18 protein-coding genes are annotated in these 25,628 nt (G+C 48.2%); 13 read left to right on the forward strand and 5 right to left on the reverse strand.

What is annotated here, in order from left to right; all coding sequences use genetic code 11:
• The first annotated feature begins 381 nt into the window (after positions 1-381).
• From V144x_RS26605 to V144x_RS26615, 3 genes are all read left to right on the forward strand, one after another.
• Positions 382-3,558: an nSTAND1 domain-containing NTPase gene (locus tag V144x_RS26605; protein WP_144989973.1), complete on the forward strand. Its 3,177-nt coding sequence runs from the start codon at positions 382-384 to the stop codon at positions 3,556-3,558.
• 152 nt (positions 3,559-3,710) lie between these two features.
• Positions 3,711-4,730, forward strand: a complete 1,020-nt coding sequence (locus V144x_RS26610) for a DUF1559 domain-containing protein (RefSeq protein WP_144989976.1) — start codon at positions 3,711-3,713, stop codon at positions 4,728-4,730.
• Between the two features lie 498 nt (positions 4,731-5,228).
• The gene (locus V144x_RS26615; RefSeq protein WP_144989978.1) at positions 5,229-6,533 is read left to right on the forward strand and encodes an outer membrane protein assembly factor BamB family protein; all 1,305 of its coding nucleotides are present in this window, start codon (positions 5,229-5,231) and stop codon (positions 6,531-6,533) included.
• Positions 6,534-7,115: 582 nt separating this feature from the next.
• Here the strand turns inward: V144x_RS26615 and V144x_RS26620 are convergent.
• A complete protein-coding gene (locus V144x_RS26620) occupies positions 7,116-9,536 on the reverse strand; it encodes a fatty acid cis/trans isomerase (protein WP_197998652.1) in 2,421 nt (806 codons plus the stop codon).
• Between the two features lie 472 nt (positions 9,537-10,008).
• Between V144x_RS26620 and V144x_RS26625 the strand changes: the two genes are divergently transcribed.
• The 3 genes from V144x_RS26625 (at position 10,009) to V144x_RS26635 (ending at position 11,794) form a co-directional block, all read left to right on the forward strand.
• Complete coding sequence (locus V144x_RS26625) at positions 10,009-10,494, forward strand: RNA polymerase sigma factor (RefSeq protein WP_197998653.1); 486 nt, start codon at positions 10,009-10,011, stop codon at positions 10,492-10,494.
• Entirely contained in the window at positions 10,491-11,000 is a 510-nt protein-coding gene (locus V144x_RS26630; protein WP_144989984.1) for a hypothetical protein, read from the forward strand. The genes V144x_RS26625 and V144x_RS26630 overlap by 4 nt, the downstream gene beginning before the upstream one ends.
• 68 nt (positions 11,001-11,068) lie before the next feature.
• Positions 11,069-11,794: a PDZ domain-containing protein gene (locus tag V144x_RS26635; RefSeq protein WP_144989987.1), complete on the forward strand. Its 726-nt coding sequence runs from the start codon at positions 11,069-11,071 to the stop codon at positions 11,792-11,794.
• A gap of 368 nt (positions 11,795-12,162) precedes the next feature.
• Here V144x_RS26635 and V144x_RS26640 read toward each other — a convergent pair whose 3' ends face one another.
• Complete coding sequence (locus tag V144x_RS26640; RefSeq protein WP_197998654.1) at positions 12,163-12,600, reverse strand: thioredoxin family protein; 438 nt, start codon at positions 12,598-12,600, stop codon at positions 12,163-12,165.
• Positions 12,601-13,534: 934 nt separating this feature from the next.
• Between V144x_RS26640 and zigA the strand changes: the two genes are divergently transcribed.
• From zigA to V144x_RS26670, 6 genes are all read left to right on the forward strand, one after another.
• Positions 13,535-14,779 carry a zinc metallochaperone GTPase ZigA gene (zigA, locus tag V144x_RS26645; protein ID WP_144991177.1) on the forward strand — a complete coding sequence of 415 codons (1,245 nt, stop codon included), beginning with the start codon at positions 13,535-13,537 and terminating at the stop codon, positions 14,777-14,779.
• Positions 14,779-15,909 carry an NAD(P)/FAD-dependent oxidoreductase gene (locus V144x_RS26650; protein ID WP_144989991.1) on the forward strand — a complete coding sequence of 377 codons (1,131 nt, stop codon included), beginning with the start codon at positions 14,779-14,781 and terminating at the stop codon, positions 15,907-15,909. Before zigA ends, V144x_RS26650 begins: the two co-directional genes overlap by 1 nt.
• The gene (locus tag V144x_RS26655; protein ID WP_197998655.1) at positions 15,903-16,196 is read left to right on the forward strand and encodes a hypothetical protein; all 294 of its coding nucleotides are present in this window, start codon (positions 15,903-15,905) and stop codon (positions 16,194-16,196) included. Before V144x_RS26650 ends, V144x_RS26655 begins: the two co-directional genes overlap by 7 nt.
• A gap of 1 nt (position 16,197) precedes the next feature.
• Complete coding sequence (locus V144x_RS26660) at positions 16,198-16,803, forward strand: hypothetical protein (protein ID WP_144989993.1); 606 nt, start codon at positions 16,198-16,200, stop codon at positions 16,801-16,803.
• An 87-nt stretch (positions 16,804-16,890) separates the two neighbouring features.
• Entirely contained in the window at positions 16,891-17,484 is a 594-nt protein-coding gene (locus V144x_RS26665) for a hypothetical protein (RefSeq protein ID WP_144989995.1), read from the forward strand.
• A gap of 67 nt (positions 17,485-17,551) precedes the next feature.
• Complete coding sequence (locus V144x_RS26670; protein WP_144989997.1) at positions 17,552-18,775, forward strand: CobW family GTP-binding protein; 1,224 nt, start codon at positions 17,552-17,554, stop codon at positions 18,773-18,775.
• A gap of 982 nt (positions 18,776-19,757) precedes the next feature.
• Here the strand turns inward: V144x_RS26670 and V144x_RS26675 are convergent.
• Positions 19,758-20,855, reverse strand: a complete 1,098-nt coding sequence (locus tag V144x_RS26675; protein ID WP_144989999.1) for a M24 family metallopeptidase — start codon at positions 20,853-20,855, stop codon at positions 19,758-19,760.
• A 309-nt stretch (positions 20,856-21,164) separates the two neighbouring features.
• On the opposite strand from V144x_RS26675, the gene V144x_RS26680 reads away from it, so the two are divergent.
• Positions 21,165-23,366 (forward strand): heavy metal translocating P-type ATPase, encoded by a 2,202-nt coding sequence (locus V144x_RS26680; RefSeq protein ID WP_197998656.1) that lies wholly within the window; start codon positions 21,165-21,167, stop codon positions 23,364-23,366.
• A gap of 15 nt (positions 23,367-23,381) precedes the next feature.
• Here V144x_RS26680 and V144x_RS26685 read toward each other — a convergent pair whose 3' ends face one another.
• Both V144x_RS26685 and V144x_RS26690 read right to left on the reverse strand, forming a co-directional pair.
• Complete coding sequence (locus V144x_RS26685; protein ID WP_144990001.1) at positions 23,382-24,848, reverse strand: type I 3-dehydroquinate dehydratase; 1,467 nt, start codon at positions 24,846-24,848, stop codon at positions 23,382-23,384.
• A 263-nt stretch (positions 24,849-25,111) separates the two neighbouring features.
• Positions 25,112-25,588, reverse strand: coding sequence for a hypothetical protein (locus V144x_RS26690; protein WP_144990003.1), 477 nt, complete (start codon positions 25,586-25,588; stop codon positions 25,112-25,114).
• Positions 25,589-25,628 lie beyond the last annotated feature (40 nt).

Consider the following 25,628-nt stretch of genomic DNA (forward strand, 5'->3'; position numbering starts at 1 on the left):
TCGTGAGCAACATCGGTATGAATGCTTGACCAGAAAACAGGCTTGCCGACGACTTCTCGCCACTTTGAATAACAAGACGGCAATTCAGGACACAAAGACCGGCACTCGGCCAACTAGAGGGAGACACTCTGAGAATCTAACGTTTCTTGATTTATCTTTGTGAATCCCAACCATAATTTTTTGACGTGTCGGATATTTTGTTCAGTCTGGATGGTTATAACTTTTAAATCACTAGTATACAATAAGTCTCACTCCTCTAGTAAACATGTAGATAACAGAGGGCCGATTTTATACTATACAGATAATTGTAGCGGAGGAATTACGCTCATTATTTGTCTGTATAGACTGTGAGAATCACACTTATTGCTAAGAAACTATTCAATGGACGTTGTTAAACAAAGTGAGACCTGGGACGAACGTCTAAAAGCAATTGTTCGAACGATCCGGTATGGTCGTCGAGAACAGGTATTGCTCCTCTTATCAGTTATGTGTTTCATAGCATCAGGCTTATTGAGCTTTAAGCTCCCTGAATCATTTGCTGACTTCCTGGATTTGGTTAGTTATACGCGCCTCGTTTTTCTCTCTGCTAGTGGACTGCTTTTGTTTGCAGGAGGGGTATATGTTTGGAGGCATACTTTACCAGCATCAATTCAACTCGAATCTTCACCCACAAAACCTATTCCGTTTAAAGGACCTGGCGCGTTCGGTCCTCAAGATGCAGAGCTATTTTCAAAACTAGGTCGCAACAAGGAAACAGAAGAGCTGCTCAACGGGATTCTCGATGATCAAATTTCCTTGATCGTAGTAATGGGGGAATCTGGTTGTGGAAAAACCTCTCTTCTTCGCGCAGGTTTAACTCACGCTTTAAAAGACTGTAAGTCTGGGCCTATTTATTGGGAGGCAAGTCCTAGAGAATCAGAGCAGGCACTCCTGCACTCCCTTCGTATGCAGTGTGGAACAGAGATGAATTCTCTTGACGAAGCAACTGCCATCAATGACCCTCGTTTTCCCGTCATAATCATTGACCAATTTGAGCAACTTAAGATGAGATCGGATAAAGCTATTTTTGAATGCTTGAAATCTGTTGCTCAACGCAAACGTCCCGTTCAAACAACCTGGATCGTTTCGTTTCAAAGAGACTATGCGGCAGATTGGATGGATTTCGAACAAACCTTAAAGACCACGATGCCGCGTCTTTCTGTGAAGCGGTTTTCTGAATCACAGGCTACTGCAATCGTTTCTGTACTTTCGGAAATAGGGAATCTAGATCTTAGTTCGAAAAATATTTCACAGCTGATCCACGGCGTGGCCGAGCATGATGAAGTGTCTCCCGTGGACCTTGGTATTTGTATGCTTGTCCTGAGCGAACTTTCTCATAAGCAAGATTCGGCATCGAATATTGGCAACTATCTCGATTCAGTTGGTCACTCTGGTCTACTCACAGATTATCTGAATGATAGGCTAGAACAAATTACCGAGTCGGATCGAGAGGGCCTCTTGAGAGCACTACTCCTACTTTTTCATCCGCAAACTGACCAGCGAATTTCAGAAGGAAAGTCTGTAAAATGGATGGCAAAAACGGCTGGTCTCACTTTACGACGTACTGAGAATTATCTCGACTATTTGGCTTCTCCTCATGCCCGAATTCTTGAACAAATCAGCAACAGACCAAAACGATATCGTCTCGTTCATAACCGCCTGATCGCGGCAATTCGAAATCTCACAGGTGCAGTCCTACCACCAGCCGAGCAGGCAAGTAGCTTGCTTGATCGTAAGTACCGTTTCTGGGCACGTGAACGAACGAGGAAATATCTACTGTCGAGCAAAGACCTATCCAATATACTCAAGTTTCGGGATCAATTGATCTGGGGAGAGCACGAACAAGCCAAGCGGGATTATGTTCGCCAAAGTGTTAGTAGCCGTACCCTACATCGCACAGGGATTGGAGTTGCGGTAACAGCAGTAGCAACTCTGTTTGCAGTTGGCCTAACATGGGAATTGCTACGTATTGATGATTCACGGCAAGCAATTCTTAAGGAACAGGAGGAAACAAAAAAAGCACTAGATAACCAACGTCAAGCCAACGAACTACTCTTTACCAGCCTGGAACAATTTGCTGATTTGATTATGCAGGATGAAGTACTGGCCACCCCTCAATTACAAACTTTGAGAACTCGTTTACTTATGGAGTTGGCGGATCAATATCGCATCTGGTCTGAACAAAAAACAGGCACTTCGGAAGAACTGGCACGCGCTGCTCAGGGAACGATTCGTTTAGCAAAAATCGAATACGAAACGGGACATCTTTCCCGAGCACTGGAAGCCAGTAAACAAGCCGTCGAATTGGCCAATAGTTCCGTTGCTTCTGCAAATTCGCAAACCAAGCCAAAGCGTTCCCAGTTGGCCATCGAAGCAACCAGGGAACATGCTCTTCTGGCAATCCTCGCGGGGAAATTGGACCTGGCAGATCGCTTGATTAAATCAGCCGAGACGCAATACGCCGACCAACAGAAATTACTGACTGATGCACAGAAATTGGTCGAATCATCTGCAATTGATAAACTGAAAATGTCTTTAGGCTACCAACGAGCAGAGCGGTCAACATTGAGCGATACCCGCATTCAATGGATGAAAACTTCGTTATCCCATGCCCGAAATTCAGTTGCCGCGCAAAAGAAATTACTGAATCAAAATAGTCAGCTAAGCACAGCTTTGGAACTTGTCGCAGCACAAAATACAGAAGCATTAACGCTTCACAAACTGACTCGCAGGAAAGAGGCGATTGAGGTCTATCGGAATGCTCTTTCCATTCTGAATGCGAGAGATACGGAACATCTTCCCGACCAATCGACTGCTCAAATCAGACAACTCCAAATCAGAATTCTATTTAATGCCATTCTGTCGTATCGTGGGGAAAAAGACTTCGAAGGGGTTAAACAAGTTGCCCAAGAGGGAATCAAGATTTGCCATGACATGAAAAAACAGCACCCCTTAGTCATTCGCTATTCACAGGAATTGGCGCGCGGATACGGAAATTATGCCGAAGCCCTGTGGATCAAATACTTGGAACATGGTAAATCGGAAATGGATTTGGAGCAGGCAATTAAAATATTCCGCTCTGCTGGTGATGAATATTCTACCCTACTGCAGCAGTATCCCGAGCGAAGAGGATATGCTGGTGGAGCCGCTATTCAATATTTGAGACTATCTTATGCTTTGCATGCCGCCAGACAGGATAACGAGGCTCTGACGGCTTTTCGAAAGTGCCTGGAATTTTCACCGCAACCCGAAGATTTAGAGCCTCTGAATGGCTCCAATACCTTTATGGTACTCACCGGGTATTGCTTGTTGTGTCGGGAAGAAACTCCCCATTCACCGCACCAACATCGAGCCACAAAGAAATTCAAGAAGTTACTAGATATTTTTGTCCCGCAATTTATTGACCCTCAGAGTCAATACGCGCGTCGATTCGTCCATGATCCTTTATATCAACAATTTAGTGATGTTCCAGGATTCAGAGAAGGTCAGAAAACTGTGGAAAAAATTATCCAACCGTAAATTTGTTTATTGCAATAGTTCTTCAAAAGTCTTGAACATGTTTCGAATTTTAATATGAAATCAACACAAACATTCGTTGTCATGTCATTTCAGTAATATTTCGTAACGTTTTGATTTACAAATTATCGCCGTAGCACAAGAAAAGTATAACTATGTATAACAAAAAAACAAAACGAGAATCAAGTATTCAACCATATGGTTTCACTTTGATAGAACTTCTCGTCGTAATTGCTGTGATTGCGATCTTGATTGCATTGCTTCTCCCAGCAGTGCAACAGGCCCGAGAGGCAGCCCGTCGATCCTCCTGCAAAAATAATCTCCGACAAATTGGTCTCGCTTTGCAGAATTATCACAGTAATTTTACGACACTTCCACCGGGAAACATTCACAGAGTTCCCTCGTTACGATTTTCGTTACCGGAGTGGCCTTACTTTCTCCATCATTTATTGCCCTATCTGGAATTAAAAAATGTTTATGAGGAAATGAATCAGCTAGATCTTGTTCCCCCTTGGGAAATTGCGGCTCAGTCGACTTGGCCCAACGAAGTGTTACAGAAGGGCTTTCCAGTTTTCCTGTGCCCCAGCGATGGTCGTGGTGGAACATCAAAAACAGGTGGGGTGACCTATTATGTACGTCCCTTCACAACAAATTACCTCGGATTCTTCTCGGGACTGAATGACGGAGAATATATCAATGATCCGCGTGATAAGTTTGCTACTTTTGGAATCAACCGTGGAGCCAGAATTCGTGACATGACAGATGGTTCGTCTAATACGATTGTCGTTGCTGAATATCTCACCGGAAATCCATCCACGGAATCAACAACATTCCACGACCATCGTGGCTGGCCTTATACATCGCGAGCTGGCTGCCAGATGATCTATCCTACCAATACTCCAAATTCCAAAGTGCCCGATAATATTTTAAATAATACCCGTTTTTGTGGAGATATTGCAGGACAACCAAGCCCCAACAACATCCCGCACGCCAATTTACCCTGCGTACCGGGATCAACGAATGCAAACCATGCATCCGCAAGAAGCATGCACGCAGGCGGCGTGCAAGTGATATTAGGAGATGCTTCCGTGCGTTTTGTATCAGAAAATATAAATCTTGAATTGTGGAGAAATCTCGTGTGGATCAATGATGGTGAGATCATTGGAGAGTTTTAAACTTGTTTATCGAGCTGAACAGTGACACACAAAAATTGATCGGTTTAGATCAATCGTCTACATCTTCGGCATCGTCTGCTTCTTACACTCTTTCCCATAATCACTTTTTTCACAGATGTCGCGTTGCTCATTTCGTGAGCAACATTGGTATGAATGCTTGACCAGAAAACGGGCTTGCCGACGACTTCTCGCCACTTTGAATAACAAGACGGCAATTCAGGACACAAAGACCGGCACTCGGCCAACTAGAGGGAGACACTCTGAGAATCTAACTTTAAAACAAATTTTGTATGTGATCCAAGAACTTATACCTTTTTTGCCAAATAGGACTCGGTTCTGTTCGCACAAGTTATCAGATTCAATAGCATAATCTAAGCGCACGCATTTCAAGACTATAGTTGGTTCGTCCAGGCACGCTTTGTATCATAGGTCAACGCGTCGCTTTTGTACGATAAAACGCAAAACTTGTTACGAAGCTAAAGAAAGTCATGGTGTTTCATGATTCGTTACCTCGCACTGCTAATCACTTTGTTATCAATTGTGCCTGCAGAAAGCGCCGACTGGCCTCACTGGCGAGGAGCGAACCGGAATGACGTTACCTCGGAGTCCTCTGGCTGGGATGGAAAGTCGTGGCTCAAGGAAGAATTATGGAGAGTGTCTGTCGGCGAGGGCAGTTCATCTCCCCTCGTCATCAGCAACCGAGTCTATCTCGCAGGCTGGTCTAACAATCGCGATACGATCATCTGCCTGGACGCCGAAAGCGGTAAGGAAAAGTGGCGCCAGACTTACGACTCGCCACGATATGGTCGCTTCTCCATTGGTGATAAAGGTCTGTATTCAGGAGCATGTTCTACTCCCGAGTATGACTCGGAGACCGGTATGCTTTTCACGCTTGGTGTTGATGGAGACCTGCACGCCTGGGACACGCGAGACAAAGGCCGGCGTGTCTGGTCGCTGAATCTTTATGAACAATACAAGGCCCAGCGGCGGCCCGAAGTTGCTGTACGCAAAAAGACACGGAGAGATTACGGCTATATGAGTTCGCCAGTTGTCATCGGCAATCAACTCATCGTGGAAGTCGGTGGCAAATCTGGTAACCTTGTCGCGTTCAATAAACGAACCGGCCGTGAGCTGTGGAAATCAGAGAATCGGGATGAAGCCGGTCACACCGGTGGTCCGGTGCCGATCGTTATTCAGGGGGTCCCTTGCGTAGCCGTCCTGACACTGCGGAATCTTGTCGTGACGAGAATCGACGGCCCGAACTCAGGCCAGACCGTCGCCATATATCCCTGGACTACGGATTTTGCCAATAACATCGCTACACCAGCCGTCAGTGGAGATTCAGTGATTATTACATCGGCCTACAACCATTTCTCAATGTGTCGACTAAAAGTAACGCTAAACGGGGCAACAAAAGTCTGGGAAAACAAATTGGCATCGGGAGTCTGCAGTCCGCTGATTCACTCGGGTCACGTTTACTGGGCGTGGCGTAGAGTTCACTGCATCGACTTTAAAACAGGGAAAGAACTGTGGTCTGGCGGAAAAGTCGGTTCGCAGGGCTCCTGCATTCTGACTGGCGATAATCGTCTGATCGTGTATGCAAACAAGGGTGATCTATCACTCGTCGAGACAGCAAAACGATCACCAAAAAAATACACACAACTTGCCACTGAGAGCATTCTATCGAAAACCGATGCCTGGCCCCATGTCATCCTTGCAAACGGTCGACTCATTTGTCGTGACAGGAGTGGTAATGTCCGCTGTATTTCGGTCTCTCGAAATATGACGTCGAAGACAAATTAAACCGTCGCGTCGACTTCATCTAAAGCCAGATTTCGGACAAGGGATGTCAGGAAGCGACTGGCAAACCATTGCGTACACAAAAGCCGGCGGCTGGGTCGGTCTCAAATGGAAAGTCATCACCGTCAGCTCAGTGAAGCGTGACGTTATCTAGTAATCTAGATCGGTTCTTCGAACGTTTTATAATCAATTTTCTTGTAAAACAATGCGCAGGGTGGCGACCTATTATTGCCTCATACTCAAGCAAGTTTCATTTTGAGCTTAAAGCGATCAACATCTGCTTTCATTTCGAGGTAAAGTTAGTTCTCAAAATTCATCTCCCGTGTGCCGGTTCTGATCGGGTAGAATGTGACTTCACAGAACTTGTTTGCTTGTGCGCTGGGGTTGAGCTCACTGCTTTGCCAGCACTCCATGAAAAGATGGCCCCGCATTATTCTGCCGTATTTTTCTACGCGGGCAGTCGAAACTGAGCAGCATCAGGCCACGTAGCACAATTCATCCTAGATCACCGGCAGTTCCCTCTATGGGCTACCCTCTGACTCAGTCGCCACTCGTCTGGATTCACTTTCGGGGACAGCCCAACCATCAATTCATGGAATCGAGCAGCATGTAGTATTTCAGGTCAAAGTATCCGGCGTCCGGTTGACGATTGTCAAAGTTCCAGTCAGTCAGCCAATCCAAGAACGGCCAGAAGGCCGCCGTGTTACGAAGCATGCCGTACTTTTCCTTCCAGGCTGACCACTGTGCGGTCGTTGAGACGGCGTTGAGTTCTGTGAGAAATGCCGACGCCTGCTCAATTTTCAAATCGATAATGAGATTCGGAAAATCTCCGACGAGGCCGTGGTAGACGCTCATCGTATCAAGCTCAGGCTGCCGGGCGCCGTTTTCATCGAACACGACGTTATTAAAAGCATACGAACGGTTAGCCACCAACGAATAGACGCGGCTCTCTTCACCCATAGTCAAACGGACGAATGTGTTGCTGGGTAAAAACTGCGTGAACTTCAGATGGGTCCGCACGGTGAGCGTGGATACAGCCGCTTCCCAGCCAGCGAAATCTTTAACCGGATCCGATAATTTAACTTCCGGTTTCTTGCCGGGATTAAGCAGGTCGGGTGGTCCACTGACGGCTTCCGTAAAGCGGCTTTGAATCTTGCTGAGTACGCCTGAGATGGGGTCTGCTCCTTCAACATCGAACCCCTTGCCAATGTCTTCGCCTGGAAAGGGCATCCTGAAGAGCAGTTCCTGACCGATGCCACGCGTCCAGAGGTCGCGGTACTTCTGACGTTTGTCGACAGGCAGCAGCCGGAGAAAGTTATCTTCGAACTCCTGCCGCAGCCGGCTCATGAATTCCCAGGTGGCAAGCTTTTGTTCGACGCTACCATAGTATTCGTAGTTGACAACCAGGGAATAGTAGAGTCGTTCGAAGCCGCTGTAGTCGATCAGCCAGAATGTGGGCGGAATACCGCCCTGTCGCCCTCGCAGCACGGTGGCGTTAGTTTCATTGCGCAAGATGGTCAGCCAGGCGTTTGAGTTTTCCTGGTTCCCGTCCCAGACATCGGTGATTTGATAACCGGTCGGCTTGTATTTATTGAGCACCCGGTTATAGGCGTCGTTGTATTCGACATTGCCCTTGATGCCATAACCCATGAAATCTTCCCACGACTGGAGACCGAGTTCCGGCTTCAATACGGACGGATCATGAGCAGGATCAACGAAGAAGACCCAGAAATTGTCTTTAATGGCGTAGGTCGCCAGATTCCCGACGCAGACCGGCCCACGAATCATGCCGCTGACAATCAAGTGAGAATTCTCTACCAGGAACAGTGAACGCGATCGCGCGGGGATCGCCTGGAAAACTTCGAACGGGTTGTGGCTTGCGTAGCCGGGCGTCAGGCTCTTACCGGCTATTGCATCGACTTGAAAAAAGAGTTCGTCGAGGCGCTGAAGTTTGGCGTCATCGAGCTGCCACACAAACAGCGACTTCTGGACCCGCGCTTCGGTCACCTTTTTCAGGCGGTAGTAGAACTTGTCGACTCCGGCGAGATACGGCGTGTCATAGGGCCGGGCTGTCTTGATTTCATGAATCGGACTTGCAACAACGACACTGTTGCCGTCTGTGCTGGTTTTGATCTGGATTGGCGGCGTGGTGGAGCGCACCAGCCTGAAATACTCGCCTGGCGATTCTTGGAAATGCAACGTCGCCAGGAAGGCATGTTCGAAAATAAAGCGGCTCACCAACGGTGACAGCTCGGCTTCCTGGTTAAAAAACGCTTCCCAGCGGGCGATGACTTCAGGCTGTGCCAATTTTTTAACCTCGGCCATCACGTCGGCCGTGGGGCCCGGTGAGCCGGCGGAAATCCATTCGGAAAAGACTTGATTCTCGTCTGGTGTCAGGGCAGGGAGACCAAAAGGCATTCCCGCAGTCGGTCGCTTCTTCAGATAAGCATCCATCCCCTGATTGCACGGGCAAATATGAGAATTAACTAACTGGTAGACAGGTTGGATCGGCTTCAAATCAAAGGGCGGCTGGTTATGCTCAGTACCGGCCACCAGCATGCGAAACAGAATGCTCTTGGCGGGCCGCTCTTCAGGTGGCCCCTGTTGTTCGACGACACTACAGAAGCCTTGTTCGCGCCATGCCGCCAGAGAAGGCTGGTCAGTCAAACGAACGGGTTTTTCCGCAAACAAGTGTGTGCCATCGGGATTGCCTTTCCGCGCCCCGCGGATCAGTCCTTCGTAACAGGTGAGCTTGAGTAAACAGGGCGAATCGAGACACCCATGACATACAATACAACGCCGGTTGAAAATCGGCTGAATTTTGTCGAGATAATAGCCACCTTCGAGATGCGAGTTCGTCGAATCCGGATAGGCTGGTGGCGAATGAACGAATGGTTGCCAGTTTGACTCCTGGCGTACCTGCCTCAAAAGAAAGCCGCCAACGATCACACCGGCAACAACAAAGAGCAGCAGCACAACAACAATGTAGCGAACCTTGCCTTTCAATGCCCTTGGCTCCACACAAACATGAGAAAACGATTCTGTTTCAAGGTCCACTCATCTGGCCCAAAATTCAATATAGGTACGTGCAAAATCGCTGTCAACCCGCCCGTTCCAATGACCGGTGCTCTATCCAGTTGTGCTAGCACAGGCCACTATACCGACAGATATTCTGTTTTGAGAACAACAGTAAAAGGACCCAATTTGCGGACTCCATACGCGCCAGTCAAACTCATCCCTTTTTGCGAGATTAGATCTCACGAGACAATTCTTGTCGGGATGAGCATCAACACGTACGATTTAATCAACCTTTTTCAAGAGCGAGCTCTCGGTTTCACGTCAAGACGTGGAATCGACAAAGATATTTCTCTGAAAAGAGCCGTTTTCTTGAAGAAATGTGAACACACCAAGCGTGTTATATTTCAACAATAAGTCAAATCGTGTCTTGTCTTCATGGAGATTGAGTAATTTGCCCGAATTGTTGAGAGTTCTTTACCTCAATCATCGGCAGGGTTTGTTCTCTCTGGCGTTATCGATCACCGGCTCACGCCAACAGGCGGAAGACGCTGTACATGAGGCTTTTGCCAAAATGGCTGGTCGGAAACCGCCAGAGGGAGATCCCGTTTCCTACGTTTTCAAGGTGGTGCGTAATGCGGCAATCGATATGCAACGGTCACGAAGACGAGACCAGCAGGTGTCGATATCGTTGTTCAATGGCTATAGCCCGCAACTGAAGGAGATGGATCCACAATTTCATTTGCTCACTAAAGAACGTGATCAAATTCTTCGGAAAGCGATTGAAAACCTTCGTGAAGACGAACGCGAGGCGATTGTACTTAAAGGATTGGCCGGGCTGACTTTTGAACAGGCCGGAGAAGCAGCGGGGATTCCGGCCAAGACGGTCGCGACGCGATATCGGCGCGCTTTACAAAAACTAGAAACTTGTTTGCGAGATCAGATATGAGCCAAAACGAAAAACAGCCTATCGAAAAACTGTTAGAACAAATGTCGTTGCAACAACCGTCTCAGGAACTGGACGACGCGGTCTTCGATTTGACTCGGCGGCAAAGTCCCGTGAAAGTCGATCCTGCACCGACGGCGAGTTTTGGCTGGCGGTCGCTGGCTGCAACAGCTTTGATCTGTGCATCGGTCGGAATATGTATCGGCAGGTGGATTCCACAGGACCACATACTTGACCCTGAGGATTCCCAATCTCATTTACTGACTATGGACGGCGCGACCAAGACTCTTGCATCGCGTTCGGTGGATCAATCGCCCCCTCTGTCGCTACGCGAGAGTGCTATAGCGCCGTTGCATGGGCATGCAGCCCAGATCATTGATGAAGGCTTTGTTCTGCTGGACGGCAAACGGCCGTCTCAAACCTATCGCGTGGTGAAATCGCGCCAGCAGCAGCGCGAGAATACCTTGCCAGTCCGTGAAATGGTTGTTCTTCCTTCACCGGAGATTTAACGATCCGGCTGCGAAGTTTTCCGTGACTACAAACGTACTTTCCTGTCCAACAATACGAGGAGTTTACCATGTCTATCACGAAACGCATTCCGTATGTTGTTTTAATGGCTTTGTTCATCTGCTTAATCCTAATCGGCATACAAGTGTATTCGATGGGACAGACGAACAAGAGTGCTAAACCATCCTCCGGAATTGTCGAATCGAAATCGGAAAGTGCGGCAGATTCTCAAACCGAGAATAAATCGTCGACAACGCAGAAGGTTAAAAAAACGACGCTGGGAGTTCACGTCAGCAAGCTAAGCCAGGCGTTGCGAAAACACTTGAAACTGTCTGAAGACGTTGGACTGATCGTCGAGCATGTTGTCGATGGCAGTGCTGCGGCGAAGTCGGGGTTGCAGCCTTACGATGTGCTCCACAAATTTGAGGACCAACTGCTCATCAATCGTGAGCAATTGACTGCGTTAGTGAATCTCCACGGTCCAAAAAGTAAGGTCGCTTTCACCGTCATTCGCAACGGAGTCTCCACTCGAATTGAAGCCATTCTCCAAGCGAAAAACGTTCCTGCGATTGGCTATGGCTTTGACGCATTTGATTACTTTCATGGTCACGCGGGACGGCAAGAACTGCAGAAGTGTGCTCTCTGCCATGTGGGTCACGACGGCGCGATTGATCAACACGGAAAGTTTGACAATTACAAGTTCTTTCATCACGGCAAGCCAACGGGTGTGGAGCTTCAAGACTGCTCTGCGTGCCACGCGAGAGTGGTTCATCCACTGAAACTGAATGGATTCTAGAGCGACAGCCTTGGGACCATCTCACCAGACACGTGTGACCTTGCTCTGTACTGAAGGTTCATCTTTGGCAAACGTCTCTGGATAAGTAGCCAGAGGCACGAGTCAGATCAAACCACCGGGCGTGTTGTAAACCGCTTTTCCGATCGAACACTTTTGGCAAAGGAGCACTATTTAGCCTCTCGTCTCGATCAGAATTGGATACTGGTAAGGAAATGCTCAATGCCGTTGTATGTGCTTTAAAACGATTTTCGAGAACGGTGAAGTTGGCGAGACGATGGAGGTTCGGGCACGTGCATGTTGCAACAGTAATTGCAATTTCTAACTACTCGTTACCGCTGCAATTTTCCCATCCAATTATAATGAACAAGTCAGAACGATGTGGAATCTTCCTTTGATCGATGTTCTGACTGAGATTGCGAATTGATGGTTAGCTGTTGCAAAACCCTGGTGCTGAGTAGTCCCCCCGAAGTCGGATAATTCTGAGTCCAAAGCGGTTTTCCATTGGAAAAGAACACATAGCTGGGGCAAACGGTTGCGCCGAGCGAGGCTGCAAGAGCCTGGTTGGAATGAAAATCCAAGCGGACAACTTCCGCGCGTCCCTTGAGATTACCCAGCAGTTGCTGGACCTGTGGTCGCATATCATTACAACGAAAACAACCGGTCATGACGCTGAATTCCACAAGTACAGGTTCTTTTGAGCTCTCCACGAGTTCCTTAAGCTCGCTCGCATCCACGACTGGTACGGGCGGCGCCAAGTTTCTCGTAGATGCTTTTTTAGTCGACTTGCTCTCGCTGCAGCCTGACAACAAAATTAATCCGCAAAGAATTGATATAAGTATATTTACATAAGTATTCATGGAATTGAATTCTCGACTCAAGATGGAAAACAGTGTTAGATTCCTGTAATCCCAAAGGTCTGTCGAATTTGGAGCAGACGGATCCAGAATAGTAAAGTGGGGTTGATGAAAATTCCCTTTGCTATCCCTCTAATCCTAAACATTTATGATTATAGTGACGAGACCCCTTGGGACAACTCCTGATTACTTCAAAATGAGATGCGACTCCAACCAACGTGTAATTCTTAAAAGGGCCAAAGAACAATACCGAGATCTATCTGAGCTTAAAGTTATCGTGCAACACATCTCCACACGGATTGACTGGGGACAGTCTGGAATGTTTACGATTCGCCCCCGGTGCCGATGACCGGTGCTATATGCAGCTTAGCTAGTACTGTAACGAGAATCTTCAGATGTCTTGTTTTTGAAGCCAAACTGTAAAATCACTGTTTTAAAAAACGCCCATTAAAATAATGACTGGGTAATAGCTGTTACCTGGTCACTAGTTTTGTGGATGTCTTCTAAAATGGTCGATTCTTGGCACGTGTCAATCGTCACCGGCTTCTGAGACAGCGACGTTTCAACAGTTTATTCGGACGAGATAGTGAAACTGCACAAGGTTTGTTTCACATCCGCGCCCAAGGCGAAACGCAAGGCAGCTCGCTGCTTCAAGAGCACTCGAATGGCAGGCTAGGGCCAAACGAGATCCTTCAGAGTCCTGGTCACAATATAATTCAACCCTACTTGCAATTGATTTGCATTTGCGTTATATTTGCATTAAAACACTCTGGGGGAAGGGTCTGAGCGATTGCCAGTCGACGGCGATTCAACCGATACCCATTTTGGAATTGCTCATTTCTCAGGAGCCCCTTCTCCCATCACGAACCGAGCGTTGGAGTTACCTATGCAGAAGAAAGAATCACCACGATCCCACTTACCAGTTACCGTGCTTAGCGGTTTCCTCGGCGCTGGCAAGACGACACTGCTGAATCACATTCTGGCTAACCGCGAAAAAATGCGTATCGCCGTGATCGTCAATGACATGAGCGAGGTCAACATCGACGCAGCCTTGGTACGCGACGGCGGTGCAGATCTCTCTCGAACGGAAGAACAACTTGTCGAGATGACAAACGGTTGTATCTGCTGCACTTTGCGAGAGGATCTGCTGGTCGAAGTGAGTCGGTTGGCCAGTGAAGGGAGGTTCGACTACCTGCTGATCGAATCGACTGGAATCAGCGAACCGATGCCGGTCGCTGAAACATTCACGTTTGAGGACGAAGAGGGAAACAGTTTGTCACAGCTCGCCGAACTAGACACAATGGTGACAGTTGTTGATGCCGGAAGTTTCATGAAGGATTTTGGCTCCTGGGATGATCTGACGGATCGTCGTATCGGTCTGAGCGAAGAAGATGATCGTAATATCGTCGATTTGTTGGTCGATCAGGTTGAATTCGCCAATGTGATCATCATTAATAAAACGGATCTCATCTCGCCGTATGAATTGGAGCAACTGGACCAGATTATCCGGCGACTCAATCCGAACTCCGAGATTCTGCACACCACAGAAAGCCGTGTTCCTCTGTCCGCAATTCTGGGCACAGGCCGTTTTCAGTTGTCTGAAGCAGAAGAAATGCCGGAGTGGCTGGCAGTGCCACGGGGAGAGGAGCAAACCGAGACAGAAGAGTACGGGATATCCAGCTTTGTTTACCATCGTGACCGGCCCTTTCATCCCAAGCGATTAAACGACGTCCTCGATGACAATCTCGATGATGGCTTGTTCGACGGCATTCTGCGGAGTAAGGGGTTGATGTGGATCGCATCGCGCCATGACTGGGCCTACGACTGGTCACAGGCGGGTTGTTCAATTCGCCTGAATCCGATTGGATTCTGGTGGGCATCCGCTCCCGAGGAGGAATGGCCGAGCGACGAAGAAGAAATTGCGGAGATTCGCTCGAGGTTTCTCGGTGAATACGGAGACCGACATCAGAAACTGGTGTTTATCGGGCAAGGACTGGATCAGGAACGTATCGAAAGAATCCTTGATCGGTGTTTGCTGACAGATACTGAATTCGAACTGGGTCCCGATGCCTGGTCCGATCTGGAAGATCCTTTACCTCAAATCGAACTCGAAATCGAGGAGGTCGACTGATGACAACTTCAGTTAAGGTAAAACTTTACGATGTCATTGTCGTCGGAGGTGGTGCTGCGGGTGTGGGAGTGGCGATAGCCCTGATGCATGCGGGCATTGAGAATTTCGTGGTACTCGAGCGACACAGGGTCGGAGCGTCATTTGCCTCATGGCCAGACGAGACTCGATTCATCACCCCCTCTTTTCCGAGCAATTCGATTGGCATGCTCGACCTGAATTCGATCGCGATTGGTGTTTCACCCGCGTTCAGCATGGAGGTTGAGCATCCGACTGGTCGCGAATACGCGTCGCATCTACGAGGAGTTGCTAAATTTTTCGAGGTACCGATCCAAGAGAAAACCGAGGTGAAGCGTATTTCGAAGCCCGGTGAAGACTTTCACATCGAGACAGCTGACGAAACCTTGCGAGCCAAGCATGTGATTTGGGCCGCGGGCGAATACCAATATCCACGCTTGAATGGGTTCGTTGGCAGTGAATTCTGTCAACACACTGCGACAATTGCCAGCTATGAAGATCTTGAGGGAGACGACTTCATCATTATCGGTGGTTATGAGAGTGGTGTTGATGCAGCTTATCACCTGGCGTTTTATGACAAACGAGTCCGTTTGTTCGACAAAGACTGTCCGTGGAAAGACGAACGTTCCGATCCCAGTGTAGCGCTCTCTACGTATTCGCGCGAACGAATGCGAGAAGAATGGTTTGAAGACTACGTGGAGTTGTTTCCAGAAACGCCGATCAAATCGGTGACTCGTGTGGGCAATCAGTATAAAGTCACAGCGCAGGATGGACGTCGGTTTCAAACCAGTGTTCCGCCGCTTTTGGCAGGTGGGTTTGCAGGAAGTCACAAGCTGGTCGCAGACTTGTTCGAGCAACGCGACGATGGATATCCATTGCTGAGTGAGCAGGATGAGTCGACTGTCGTACCGGGGATGTTCCTCTGCGGCCCCGCTGTTCGACATGACAATCACGTCTTTTGCTTTATCTACAAGTATCGCCAGCGTTTCGCCGTCGTTGCCAAAGCAATCGCCAGCTCGCTGGGACTGCCGGCGGAAGAGTTAGAAAAGTATCGCCAATGGGGGATGTATTTAGATGATCTCTCATGTTGTGGGGAGGAGTGCGAGGTATGTTGACAGGTTATGACGAAGGGGCCACCGTACGGGCTCCCGCCGCGTCTCCGAGTGGGGCGAACACGATGAGTGGGACCAACAGCAGGGAGATCGCGTCTGGCGCGGGGAAAAGCCGACTGGCACGAGCGCTACGAATTGAGTGGCTCGGGCAAACGGTTGCCAGCCTTTGTTGGATTGCCAGTGTGCTGACTTATGGAATCAGCTCTAATGGGGATTGGTTGCAGTTGGCTGCCGCGTCCGCCTGGTTATTAGCAAACATCGCAGCGATTACCACTGCCGAGGCTGATTGAGATGTCGGTTGCACGCCAAGTGAATCATCACAAACGAAGTGAAGCAGAATTCATTAAACATGCGGTGGGTCTGCTGAGCCAGCAGGTCTGGTGCTGGGGACGCGACGTTCTTCGTGCCGAGGGCAATTGGCTACTCGAGGTGGGCTTTACTCGCATTGAGCCACCCGCCCATCGCAAAAAATGTTCCAGCGTGTATACCCTGGATCTGCCGCAAGATCGACGTGTTGTTTTACGTGGGTTTGGAGTGTTCTTTGGAGATTCTCAACGAGGCGGTGTCTTCCTGCCTCGTTTCAAGTTTCGGCCAAAATTCACAACAGACGCGAGACTAGAATGCCCACCCTGGTCCAGTGAGGACTTGCCGAAGTTAAGCGTACCTACGGAGTCTCAGCGAAATTGCTGTGTGTCCCTGACCTTGGATTTGATCGATTGGATACGAACTTACGAATCAAACATTATAGAGCTTTTGGGAATCGAGTATCGCCGATCGACGTTGGCTGAGTGGGACAATGTCAAGCAACCAATCATACCGGTAGAGGAGATGGCTCGCGCGTGGCAATTGCTCGGCGTCGAGATCTCTGAGGATTTCCAGAAGTTAATTCCAAGATGAGGCCCCCTGGGAGTCTAGCTAATGACTAATTCCGCACCAGCGAGACATCGCCGCCCAGCACTAGCGCGCACGCGCCAAGGATGGTGCATGCCTCAGCCGGTACGCAGATTTGGCGGAAAGCTGATGGAACAACAGCTCTGGTGTTGGGGAAGGGATATAGAGCACCCCGATGAAAATCTGCTGATGGGTTTTGGTTTTGAACGCCATCGAGATTGCAGCACCGACGATCGATCCACGTGTTATCGACTCGATCAGGATCAGTTGCACGTGTCCTTGTGGGGCTTCGGCATGTTCTTCGGACGCCGCGATCTGGGAGGTCTTTATCTCAACCGTTTCGACTTTTGTCCCAAATGGGCTCCGGTCGAGTCGCTCTCACTGGCAATTCACTGGCCCGACGAACTACCGGTCTTTACTCGGCCACGAGGCAGACCGCAGTGGCAGCGTGCTCGCGAACTCTGGAAATCGTGTTTACTCTGGATCGCCAAATATGAGACTTGGGTGCGCTCCACCGTTGGCCTCGCTTATCGGAGGGAATGCGTGGATGATTGGCTACGGCCGTTCGTCCGTGCCGAGAAGATGGCGGCCGCATGGCGCTTTCTCGGCCGTCAAGGTTGGGAGCATCAAAACCAACCGTTATCATTAGCACTCAAGCCATTCACAATTTCAGCTGAGAAGCAATGAAAAAACGATCCGTCACCGTGCACTTCAAAATTGAATCCGCCAACAAATGAAGGACGGAGTGAGACTCATGAAAGAGAAAGCGTCAATCGACCCAACGACGAAGATTCCAGTTCTCATTATCAATGGATTTCTTGGATCAGGTAAAACAACCCTTTTGACTAGCCTGCTTGTTCAGTCTTTCAAGAGAGACCTTTCTGTTGGTGTCGTAGTCAATGACATGAGTGAGTTGGATGTCGATGGCCTGCTTGTCGCTCAGCGGGAATTTTTCGAAAAGGACGCCTGCAATTTTGAATCCATTCATTCCCATGTTCTAAGTAGCAATCAAGGGATCAACAAGCTCCGTCATGCACTGGAACGGATGGTATCAAATAGCGCCCTGGAATTGCTGATCATTGAGACATCGGGAAGCTGTCATCCGATGCCGCTTATCGAATTCTTTAGCACACAGCCACAGTTCAAGCTCACTGGCGTACTGACACTGGTCGACAGCGCGATGATTGATCAGGACTACGACTGCGGACAACAGCTTGTTCCTATCATGCAACGCAATCTAAAGAATCAGCAGAGGGATACGACGAATTTACTGGTGGAACAAATTATGTTCTGCAGTCACCTGATGCTGACCAAGGTCGACCGAATTGCTGAAAGTAAAATAAATACCATCGCCAGGTCCATTCACGAACTGAACCCTTTGGTGCCTGTCGTTTCTGTACCTTGGGGCAACCTTCCCCTTGATAATGTACTGGCGATGACTGAGTACGACTATCATCGAGTGGCACAGTTAATCAAAGAACTGAAACCAACCCTCGAATTAGAGTGCCAGGACGATCGGCCCTATAATCTGGCAACCAGAGTCATTAAAGATGATCGTCCGTTTCATCCTCAGCGTTTGTGGGATGCTTGCAATCAACATCTCGGCCAAAACATATATCGAAGCAAGGGATTTTTTTATCTCGCGAGCCGTGACAACTTGTCGCTACTCTGGAACCAGGCGGCCGGTGGGATCAATCTGGAATTAATTGGATACTGGCGTGCGGCAGTCCTTGAAGAAGAAGATAATCGTTTTGATGAAATGGAACTTGAGGCGCTGAGGAAGAGACTGGCAAAGGAGACAGGACGTTTTGGTGATCGTCACTGCCACCTGACTGTCATTGGTGATAAAGCTCAGGTTGATTGGTTTGCTGAGTCGCTTAAACGTTGCTTTCTGGATGAAGACGAAATCGAACATTGGAGATCTGGTGGATCATTTCCTGACCCTTGGCCTGAAAACTACGCCAGATTAGAGCATTGAGGCTTGAAAGCGATTTCAGGATCCATTTCCAAGATGGAATTTAAACGTGGATGAGGCTCTTTCCGCTCGTAACTAAGCCCATACATCCTGAGGCACGGTCAAGAACAAAAGACTTCTTAAATGGATTCATGCTGCGAAAGCATTTCATTTTATGAAAACACCCGGCCTGATGATTACCTGAGACTCTGTTGTAAGACGGATTACCAACGAGTTCGACCTATTTTGCTCCTTAAATTTCTCTGTTTCATCAAATAAACTTGAGGGTTAAGACTTAACAATACCTCTGACCGATTCACTTTTATTTTCAGATGAGAGCAATCTATCACAGCTTTTACATTCTGAAGAAAAGTTAGTTCCCAATATTCATCTCCTGTGTACTGGTCCTTATCGGGTAAAATGTTTCTGCGCAGAACTTCTCCACTCGATTAGAGCGGGTTTGCTCTGGCTACCTGATGCGTTCTGTTTTACTTGTTCTTAATGGAGATGACCTAATGCTCTGTTCTGGATGTACTATGCTGCCTCGTTCTCTGCTTTCGTTCTGGTTCACGGATTGTAATCTCACTTTCCACAATCATCGCGAATGGCGTGAGTGGGTCAAGCAGATGACATTTGCGCAACTTTGTCTTGACTCTGGTAAATTCTGTCCTGAAACGCATGGATTTTTAAATGAAATTCGCTTGATCGGGTTCAAAACAAACGTGATCAAAGGGAACTGGTTCGAGATGTGTCGTAGCAAATTCTCAAAAACAAGGGACTTTTATGGTGATAACATCCGCAGGAGTGAAGATATGCACTCGAAAAAAATAAGCGCCTCGCGCGCGCGACGCAGATCACAGAGTTTCGCGAGTAGCGCGACGGTGTCAAGTTGAATTTAAGCACTGAAAATACGAAGGCGTTGTCGCGCTTCGATAGCCTCCATTTTGTCAAGAGAATATTTTGAGTAGAGCTGCTGTGGAAAAGACTGGTTATTGTTGCACTGAATTTACAACAGGGAAGACTCAAACTCCTTCGGCACACTGGTGAGTGTTTCATGCCCGTCGCGGGTTACGAGTACGTCGTCTTCAATGCGTACGCCTCCCCAGCCTGACAAGTAGATGCCTGGTTCGACGGTCACAATCATGCCCGGCTTGAGTTCTGTGGACTGGTTGGCTCCCAGGCGCGGACCTTCGTGAATGTCGAGACCGATGCCATGCCCCAGTCCATGCGAAAAGTATTTTCCAAAGCCTGCTTTGTCGATGATTTTTCTTGCGACGGAATCGACCTTTTTACATGTCACTCCCGGTCCTATGGCTTCGATGGCAGCACACTGCGCCTTCAAAACCGTGTTGTAAACTTTTTCCAGTTTGCTTGTAGGTCGACCGTGGATGATCATACGCGTTAGATCGCTTCGATATCCTTTTTGGGTCATAGCCCCCCAGTCGACCAGCAAAAAAGGAGATTCCCCAATTCGCTTCTCGGACGGTATCGCATGCGGTAACGCTGCCCGCTCACCTGCTGCGACAATCGGGTCGAAGGCCGCCTGCCGTGCTCCGAAGCGTCGCATGGCATGTTCTAATTCATGCGCTCCTTCCAACTCGGTCATGTCCTTCGTAAGGATGGCGCGCAATACCCCAAAGCCCTGTTGTGCCTGTTGAACGGCTTTGCGAGTTTCCTCGATTTCCGAAGCATCTTTCACCATCCGTAACTCTTCAACAAAACTATCGAGAGGGGCCCACTGGATGGCAGGTGTGATACCATTTAACGACTCTAAAAGAGCACAGGTCACAACATGGCTTTCGAAGCCTACCTTTGTAAGACGTGCTTTTTTCAAGACTTTTTCCAGAGCCTTTGTCATCGACTCGGTGGACGGGCGAATGTAAACATCCAGACCAGGACATTCCTCCTCGATTTGAATCGTATAACGAGCATCGCTGATCAGAATAGTTTGTGCTTTTCCAATTAATAAATAGCTGGAATCACCCCCAAAACCGGTGAGATAGGTCACATTCGTTTCACTGGTGACTAACAGTGCTTCGACTCCCATGCGTTTCAGGAGTGAATTCAATTTTTTCTGTCTGGCGGCGATATAGTCTTTACTCATGGGATTCCTTAATGAACTAGTGCTGATAGTCGCACTAACTTGCTGTTTTTTACGCGATTTACTTCTATAATTTTTGCTGACCAACTGTTACATTTTTGTAAGTTGCCATCTGGCTCGCTATGCCGATCAAAGCGATTATGGAAATGATTCCATTTAAAACGGTCAAAGTCGGATCTTAAACCTTTTATGAGAAATTTGCGAAGAAAAAAATCCGAAGTTTCTGTTTCTTCTCCTGAGGTGCTATGATTTTATTACTTTTGATTAGGATATGCCCCTGCTTCCTCTCTCTATTTTCGATATCGATTTTTCATGGACCAGAACCAAGACGAACAAATCTTTAAAATCCAGGACATGGATTGTGTCGAAGAAGTTTCCGTTTTGAAACGGGAAATTTCCCCACTCGTCGGTGGAGAGGAATATCTGTTTTTTGACATTCTCAATCGTAGAATGACAGTCAAGCCATCAACACAGCCCGTTTCTGCGGAAGCAGTGATTCAAGCCATCAATGAAACCGGGATGCGGGCCGAGATCTGGGATGCAGAGAAACAACAAGCGGAATCCGGTTCATTCTGGTCGAAACAGGGACGATCTCTACTGACTGGCTTGAGCGGTGTGATGATGTGCTCAGCGTTTCTGACTCATATCATTTTAGCAGGCAGTTTCAGCGCTGCCCTGGGTGCGGAAGAAACGGCCAATGCATCAATGCCGTTACCTGTCCGTTTACAATATCTGGCAGCCATCATTACCGGTATCTGGTTCGTGTTGCCTAAAGCCTGGTTTGCATTAAAGCGTTTGCGACCGGATATGAACCTGTTGATGTGCATCGCTGTGATCGGAGCGCTATTTATAGATGAGTGGTTTGAAGCCGCCGCTGTCGCGTTTCTGTTCGCCTTCTCACAACTGCTGGAAGCCTGGAGTGTAGGCCGTGCACGTAAAGCAGTCGCGGCACTAATGGACCTGACGACTCCGATTGCCCGTATTCGCGATGAGCAAGGAAACGAAACGACGGTCACACCCGAGTCTGTGGAAGTCGATACGATTTTTCTCATCCGACCGGGCGAAAAAATTCCGTTGGACGGCCGAGTGGTAAAAGGAGAAAGCGAAGTCAATCAGGCGCCCATTACAGGCGAATCGATCCCCATCATGAAACAAGTTGATGATGAAATATTCGCGGGTACGATTAATGGGGACGGCCTGCTGGAAGCGAAATGCACCAAACTGGCGGAAGATACCATCCTTTCACAAATCATTCGCATGGTGGGAGAAGCGCAGACCCGCCGTGCGCCATCGGAAGTTTGGGTCGAAAAATTCGCCAAAGTTTATACACCAATTGTCATGGCGGCAGCATTGTTGATTTTGCTGACTCTGCCGCCTCTATTGCAAATTAGCTGGCACGATTCGCTTTATCGATCACTTGTGCTGTTAGTCATTGCCTGTCCTTGTGCACTGGTGATCTCCACGCCGGTCAGCATCGTTGCTTCCCTCGCAGCAGCAGCCCGGAATGGGGTGCTGATTAAAGGGGGCGAGTTTGTTGAAGCACCTTCCAAATTGAAAGCGTTGGCGCTGGACAAAACAGGTACGCTCACACAAGGCAGACCTGTCGTCACCAAAATCGTTCCGTTGAACGGTCACACCGAATCAGAGTTACTTGAACGCGCCGCCGCATTGGAAGCGCACAGTAATCACCCTCTGGCGGTAGCAATTCTGGACGCGGTTGAAAAACAGAATGTCAAATATCAGCCGGCAGAAGACTACCAGATTATTCAAGGTAAAGGTGCAACGGCGCTGATTAATGGACGAGAATTCTGGCTGGGATCTCATCGCTATCTGGAAGAGCGAAATGAAGAAACTCCCGAAGTACACCGGCAGCTTGAGGAGCTTTCGAACGCTGGTCAAACCGTAGTCGTTGTAGGAAATGAAACTCATGTCTGTGGTTTCATCGCTTTAGCAGATCGTGTGCGCGAAACATCGGCGGATGTGATTCGCGACCTACACCATGAAGGGGTAAAAGAGCTTGTCATGCTGACGGGTGACAACGCGGGCACTGCTCAAGCGGTTGCTGAAGAAGTGGGTATGGATACCGTGCATTCCGAATTACTGCCGGAAGATAAACTCACCGTCATGGAATCGCTGGTGGAAGAATACGAATACGTGGCGATGGTCGGTGATGGCGTGAATGATGCGCCCGCGATGAGTCGTTCGACTTTGGGCATTGCGATGGGAGCCGCCGGCAGTGATGTCGCTATCGAATCAGCTGACATCGCGTTAATGACGGATGACCTGACCAAAATTCCGTGGCTGATTGGTCACTCGCACCGTACATTGCGCATTATTCGTCAGAACATCATCTTTGCGTTGAGTATCAAAGTGTTATTCATGCTGTTGATGGTCTTTGATCAAGCCTCGTTGTGGGCAGCCATCGCCGCCGACATGGGTGCTTCACTGCTCGTCATATTCAATGGCCTGCGTCTGCTCCAGACGCCAGCAACGGCAAAGCTGAATGAAGTGTGATCATTATCAGCGCGTTTACTTTGTATACTCGCTACGGCTTTCAAAAACTGCTTCTGGAATTTCCGATCCTGTAATCGCTTTGAAAATCTGATTGAGCTGTTTGCGATATACTTCGTTTACATCGACGACTTCACACCCTCTGCCCTCGGCTTCGCGAATCAGTTCCGTTTCTTCGGGCAGCTGGCTGATATCCATCACAGTCATTGTTTCGCGAAGGTATGCGGGATTAAATTCGGTCTTGCCAGGTCCCAATTTCAATTCAGGGTCGGTCTGAATCACAATGTCAGAAAGAGTATCGTATAAATTGGCAAACGGGACATAACGGACATCGAACGCACGCGCGATTGCCTGGGCTGCTTTATCGTTACCCGAAGCAACACTGACAACAGCGCCCTGTTGCACCAGGCTATAAACGATGGCTTTTGTTAAACCACTGCTACCTAAGACGAGAATATTTTTACGCTGGAAGGCACTCGTTGATCCTGTCGTATGCTCTTCAAAGGTGGCTTCGAGACTTTTCACTGCACTCCGCCGCACTGTGTCGTATGCGTGCCAACCATCTGGCTGATTGAGTTGCAGATCCCCGTAACCGGTCGCTTGTGATGATTCTTCCAGATGCTCTGCCAGCGGTAAAATAAATTCTCCCATGCGCGGGCTCACCACTAATGAGCGAATTTTTAGAATCCCCAACATTTTATGAACTTGTTTGAAATCATTAATCATCAGTGGCAGGCAAATGAAATCCAGACCCAACTGTTCTGAAGCTTTATTGAAGACTTCCACTGTGCGTCGCTCTGCGACACCTAACCCGGCGACACCGATAAAACGTGTTTTGGCTGAGATTTTTTTGTGATGATAGACTTCATCTAATTCTGCTAATGTCGGTTGTCCTTCAAAGGCTTCCATCCCTTTTTCCAGAGCAGCATAGATCCAGGGAGACCCATACTTCAAACCGAGTAATGAAAAGGTGATGCCTGCGGCTCCCAGCCCTAAACCGACCACCGGAATCTCCCGTTTCTGGCTGATCGCAGCGAGTAAAGGCCAGGCCGTTTGCAAGGTAGGAGTCGGCCAGGTGAATTTAATGATATCCGCTTTGGCGTCTTCCATTTCATCAAAGATATCATCTACCGCAGCTAACGGTTTCTTTAAACTCGTATAGCTGATGACACGTTTCGTTTTTCCAAATCGCGGAATCTGTTGAGCGGTCTCCAGATCCAGTTCGATATAAGCAGGTTCTGCGATGATGGCCTGCTTCAGTAGATTGATCCGTTCGGACTCGGTCCCTTTGAAAGACCCTCCCTCTTCGGGTCGACGACAGGAAACCAGAATGGGTACATCGAAGCCGGCGATCAAGTCTCCAATATCGGGTGTTTTAATCAACCGATCCAGGCAGAGCTCCACCAAATCAGATTGTGCAGCAGCATTTAGAATATCCACTTTGGCAAAGCTACGGGATTCGGGAGTCACAGAGGTACAAATCATGCTGCTTCACAATCAATCTGAAATGAGATGGTAGAGCCAGAACACTTTTACAAATCGAAGCCCATCAATTATGCCAGATCTGTGTTGTAATGAAAGCGCGAATCTTGCACTTCGGCAAATTTATTGACACGCTAATCGTTTTGTCTCTGTTCAATAAAAAACGCTTCCTCAGATGATAAAGTAGAGGAAGCGTTTTATTTTCAAATCAGAAACAGGACCACTACGAGGGACTGACTCAAAAGTTACGCAGTGGTTTCTTTTCACTATTTTCTGATTAGCGTCGCAGGAGCCAGTGGAGGTCGTGCTTTGGCGGATTGAGTTGGTTTCTGGACCGACTTTTGGTGTGGTTTTTGAACAGCTGTTACGCAATTCCCAGACGAGCAGGAATCACAGTTGCATTCAACGGTCCACTTATATCCGCATTTCTCACAAGTATAATTATGCTTTTTCAGAACACGAACCGTTTTGATTTTCCCACATTTTAAATCACAACATTTCTGCCAGGGAAAACGTACGGGAGGAATACAGATGTCTTTGCATTCAATATAGTAACAATGCTTTTTGATTTTTAATGTTTCCACATGCATTCGACAGGTTTTGCAACCCTGTGAACAGTAATTGGTGTTTCCACAAACACCTTTCGTCTGATCACAACAGGGCACTTGAGATTCGGCAAAGTTCCGGTGCCCACTTATGAGCGTGGCTGTGATCGCCAGTAAAATCATTCCTGAATATTTCATATTACTCATTTCCTGAGAGATTAATTTTTTAGTATCACAC

Source organism: Gimesia aquarii (assembly GCF_007748195.1).
Lineage (GTDB): Bacteria > Planctomycetota > Planctomycetia > Planctomycetales > Planctomycetaceae > Gimesia > Gimesia aquarii.

Coding starts and splice junctions, on each gene's coding strand:
- V144x_RS26635 (WP_144989987.1), top strand. CDS start 11,069: ATGTCTATCACGAAACGCATTCCGTATGTTGTTTTAATGGCTTTGTTC.
- zigA (WP_144991177.1), top strand. CDS start 13,535: ATGCAGAAGAAAGAATCACCACGATCCCACTTACCAGTTACCGTGCTT.
- V144x_RS26650 (WP_144989991.1), top strand. CDS start 14,779: ATGACAACTTCAGTTAAGGTAAAACTTTACGATGTCATTGTCGTCGGA.
- V144x_RS26680 (WP_197998656.1), top strand. CDS start 21,165: ATGGACCAGAACCAAGACGAACAAATCTTTAAAATCCAGGACATGGAT.
- V144x_RS26685 (WP_144990001.1), bottom strand. CDS start 24,848: ATGATTTGTACCTCTGTGACTCCCGAATCCCGTAGCTTTGCCAAAGTG.
- V144x_RS26605 (WP_144989973.1), top strand. CDS start 382: ATGGACGTTGTTAAACAAAGTGAGACCTGGGACGAACGTCTAAAAGCA.
- V144x_RS26670 (WP_144989997.1), top strand. CDS start 17,552: ATGAAAGAGAAAGCGTCAATCGACCCAACGACGAAGATTCCAGTTCTC.
- V144x_RS26610 (WP_144989976.1), top strand. CDS start 3,711: ATGTATAACAAAAAAACAAAACGAGAATCAAGTATTCAACCATATGGT.
- V144x_RS26660 (WP_144989993.1), top strand. CDS start 16,198: ATGTCGGTTGCACGCCAAGTGAATCATCACAAACGAAGTGAAGCAGAA.
- V144x_RS26675 (WP_144989999.1), bottom strand. CDS start 20,855: ATGAGTAAAGACTATATCGCCGCCAGACAGAAAAAATTGAATTCACTC.
- V144x_RS26690 (WP_144990003.1), bottom strand. CDS start 25,588: ATGAAATATTCAGGAATGATTTTACTGGCGATCACAGCCACGCTCATA.
- V144x_RS26630 (WP_144989984.1), top strand. CDS start 10,491: ATGAGCCAAAACGAAAAACAGCCTATCGAAAAACTGTTAGAACAAATG.
- V144x_RS26655 (WP_197998655.1), top strand. CDS start 15,903: ATGTTGACAGGTTATGACGAAGGGGCCACCGTACGGGCTCCCGCCGCG.
- V144x_RS26665 (WP_144989995.1), top strand. CDS start 16,891: ATGCCTCAGCCGGTACGCAGATTTGGCGGAAAGCTGATGGAACAACAG.
- V144x_RS26615 (WP_144989978.1), top strand. CDS start 5,229: ATGATTCGTTACCTCGCACTGCTAATCACTTTGTTATCAATTGTGCCT.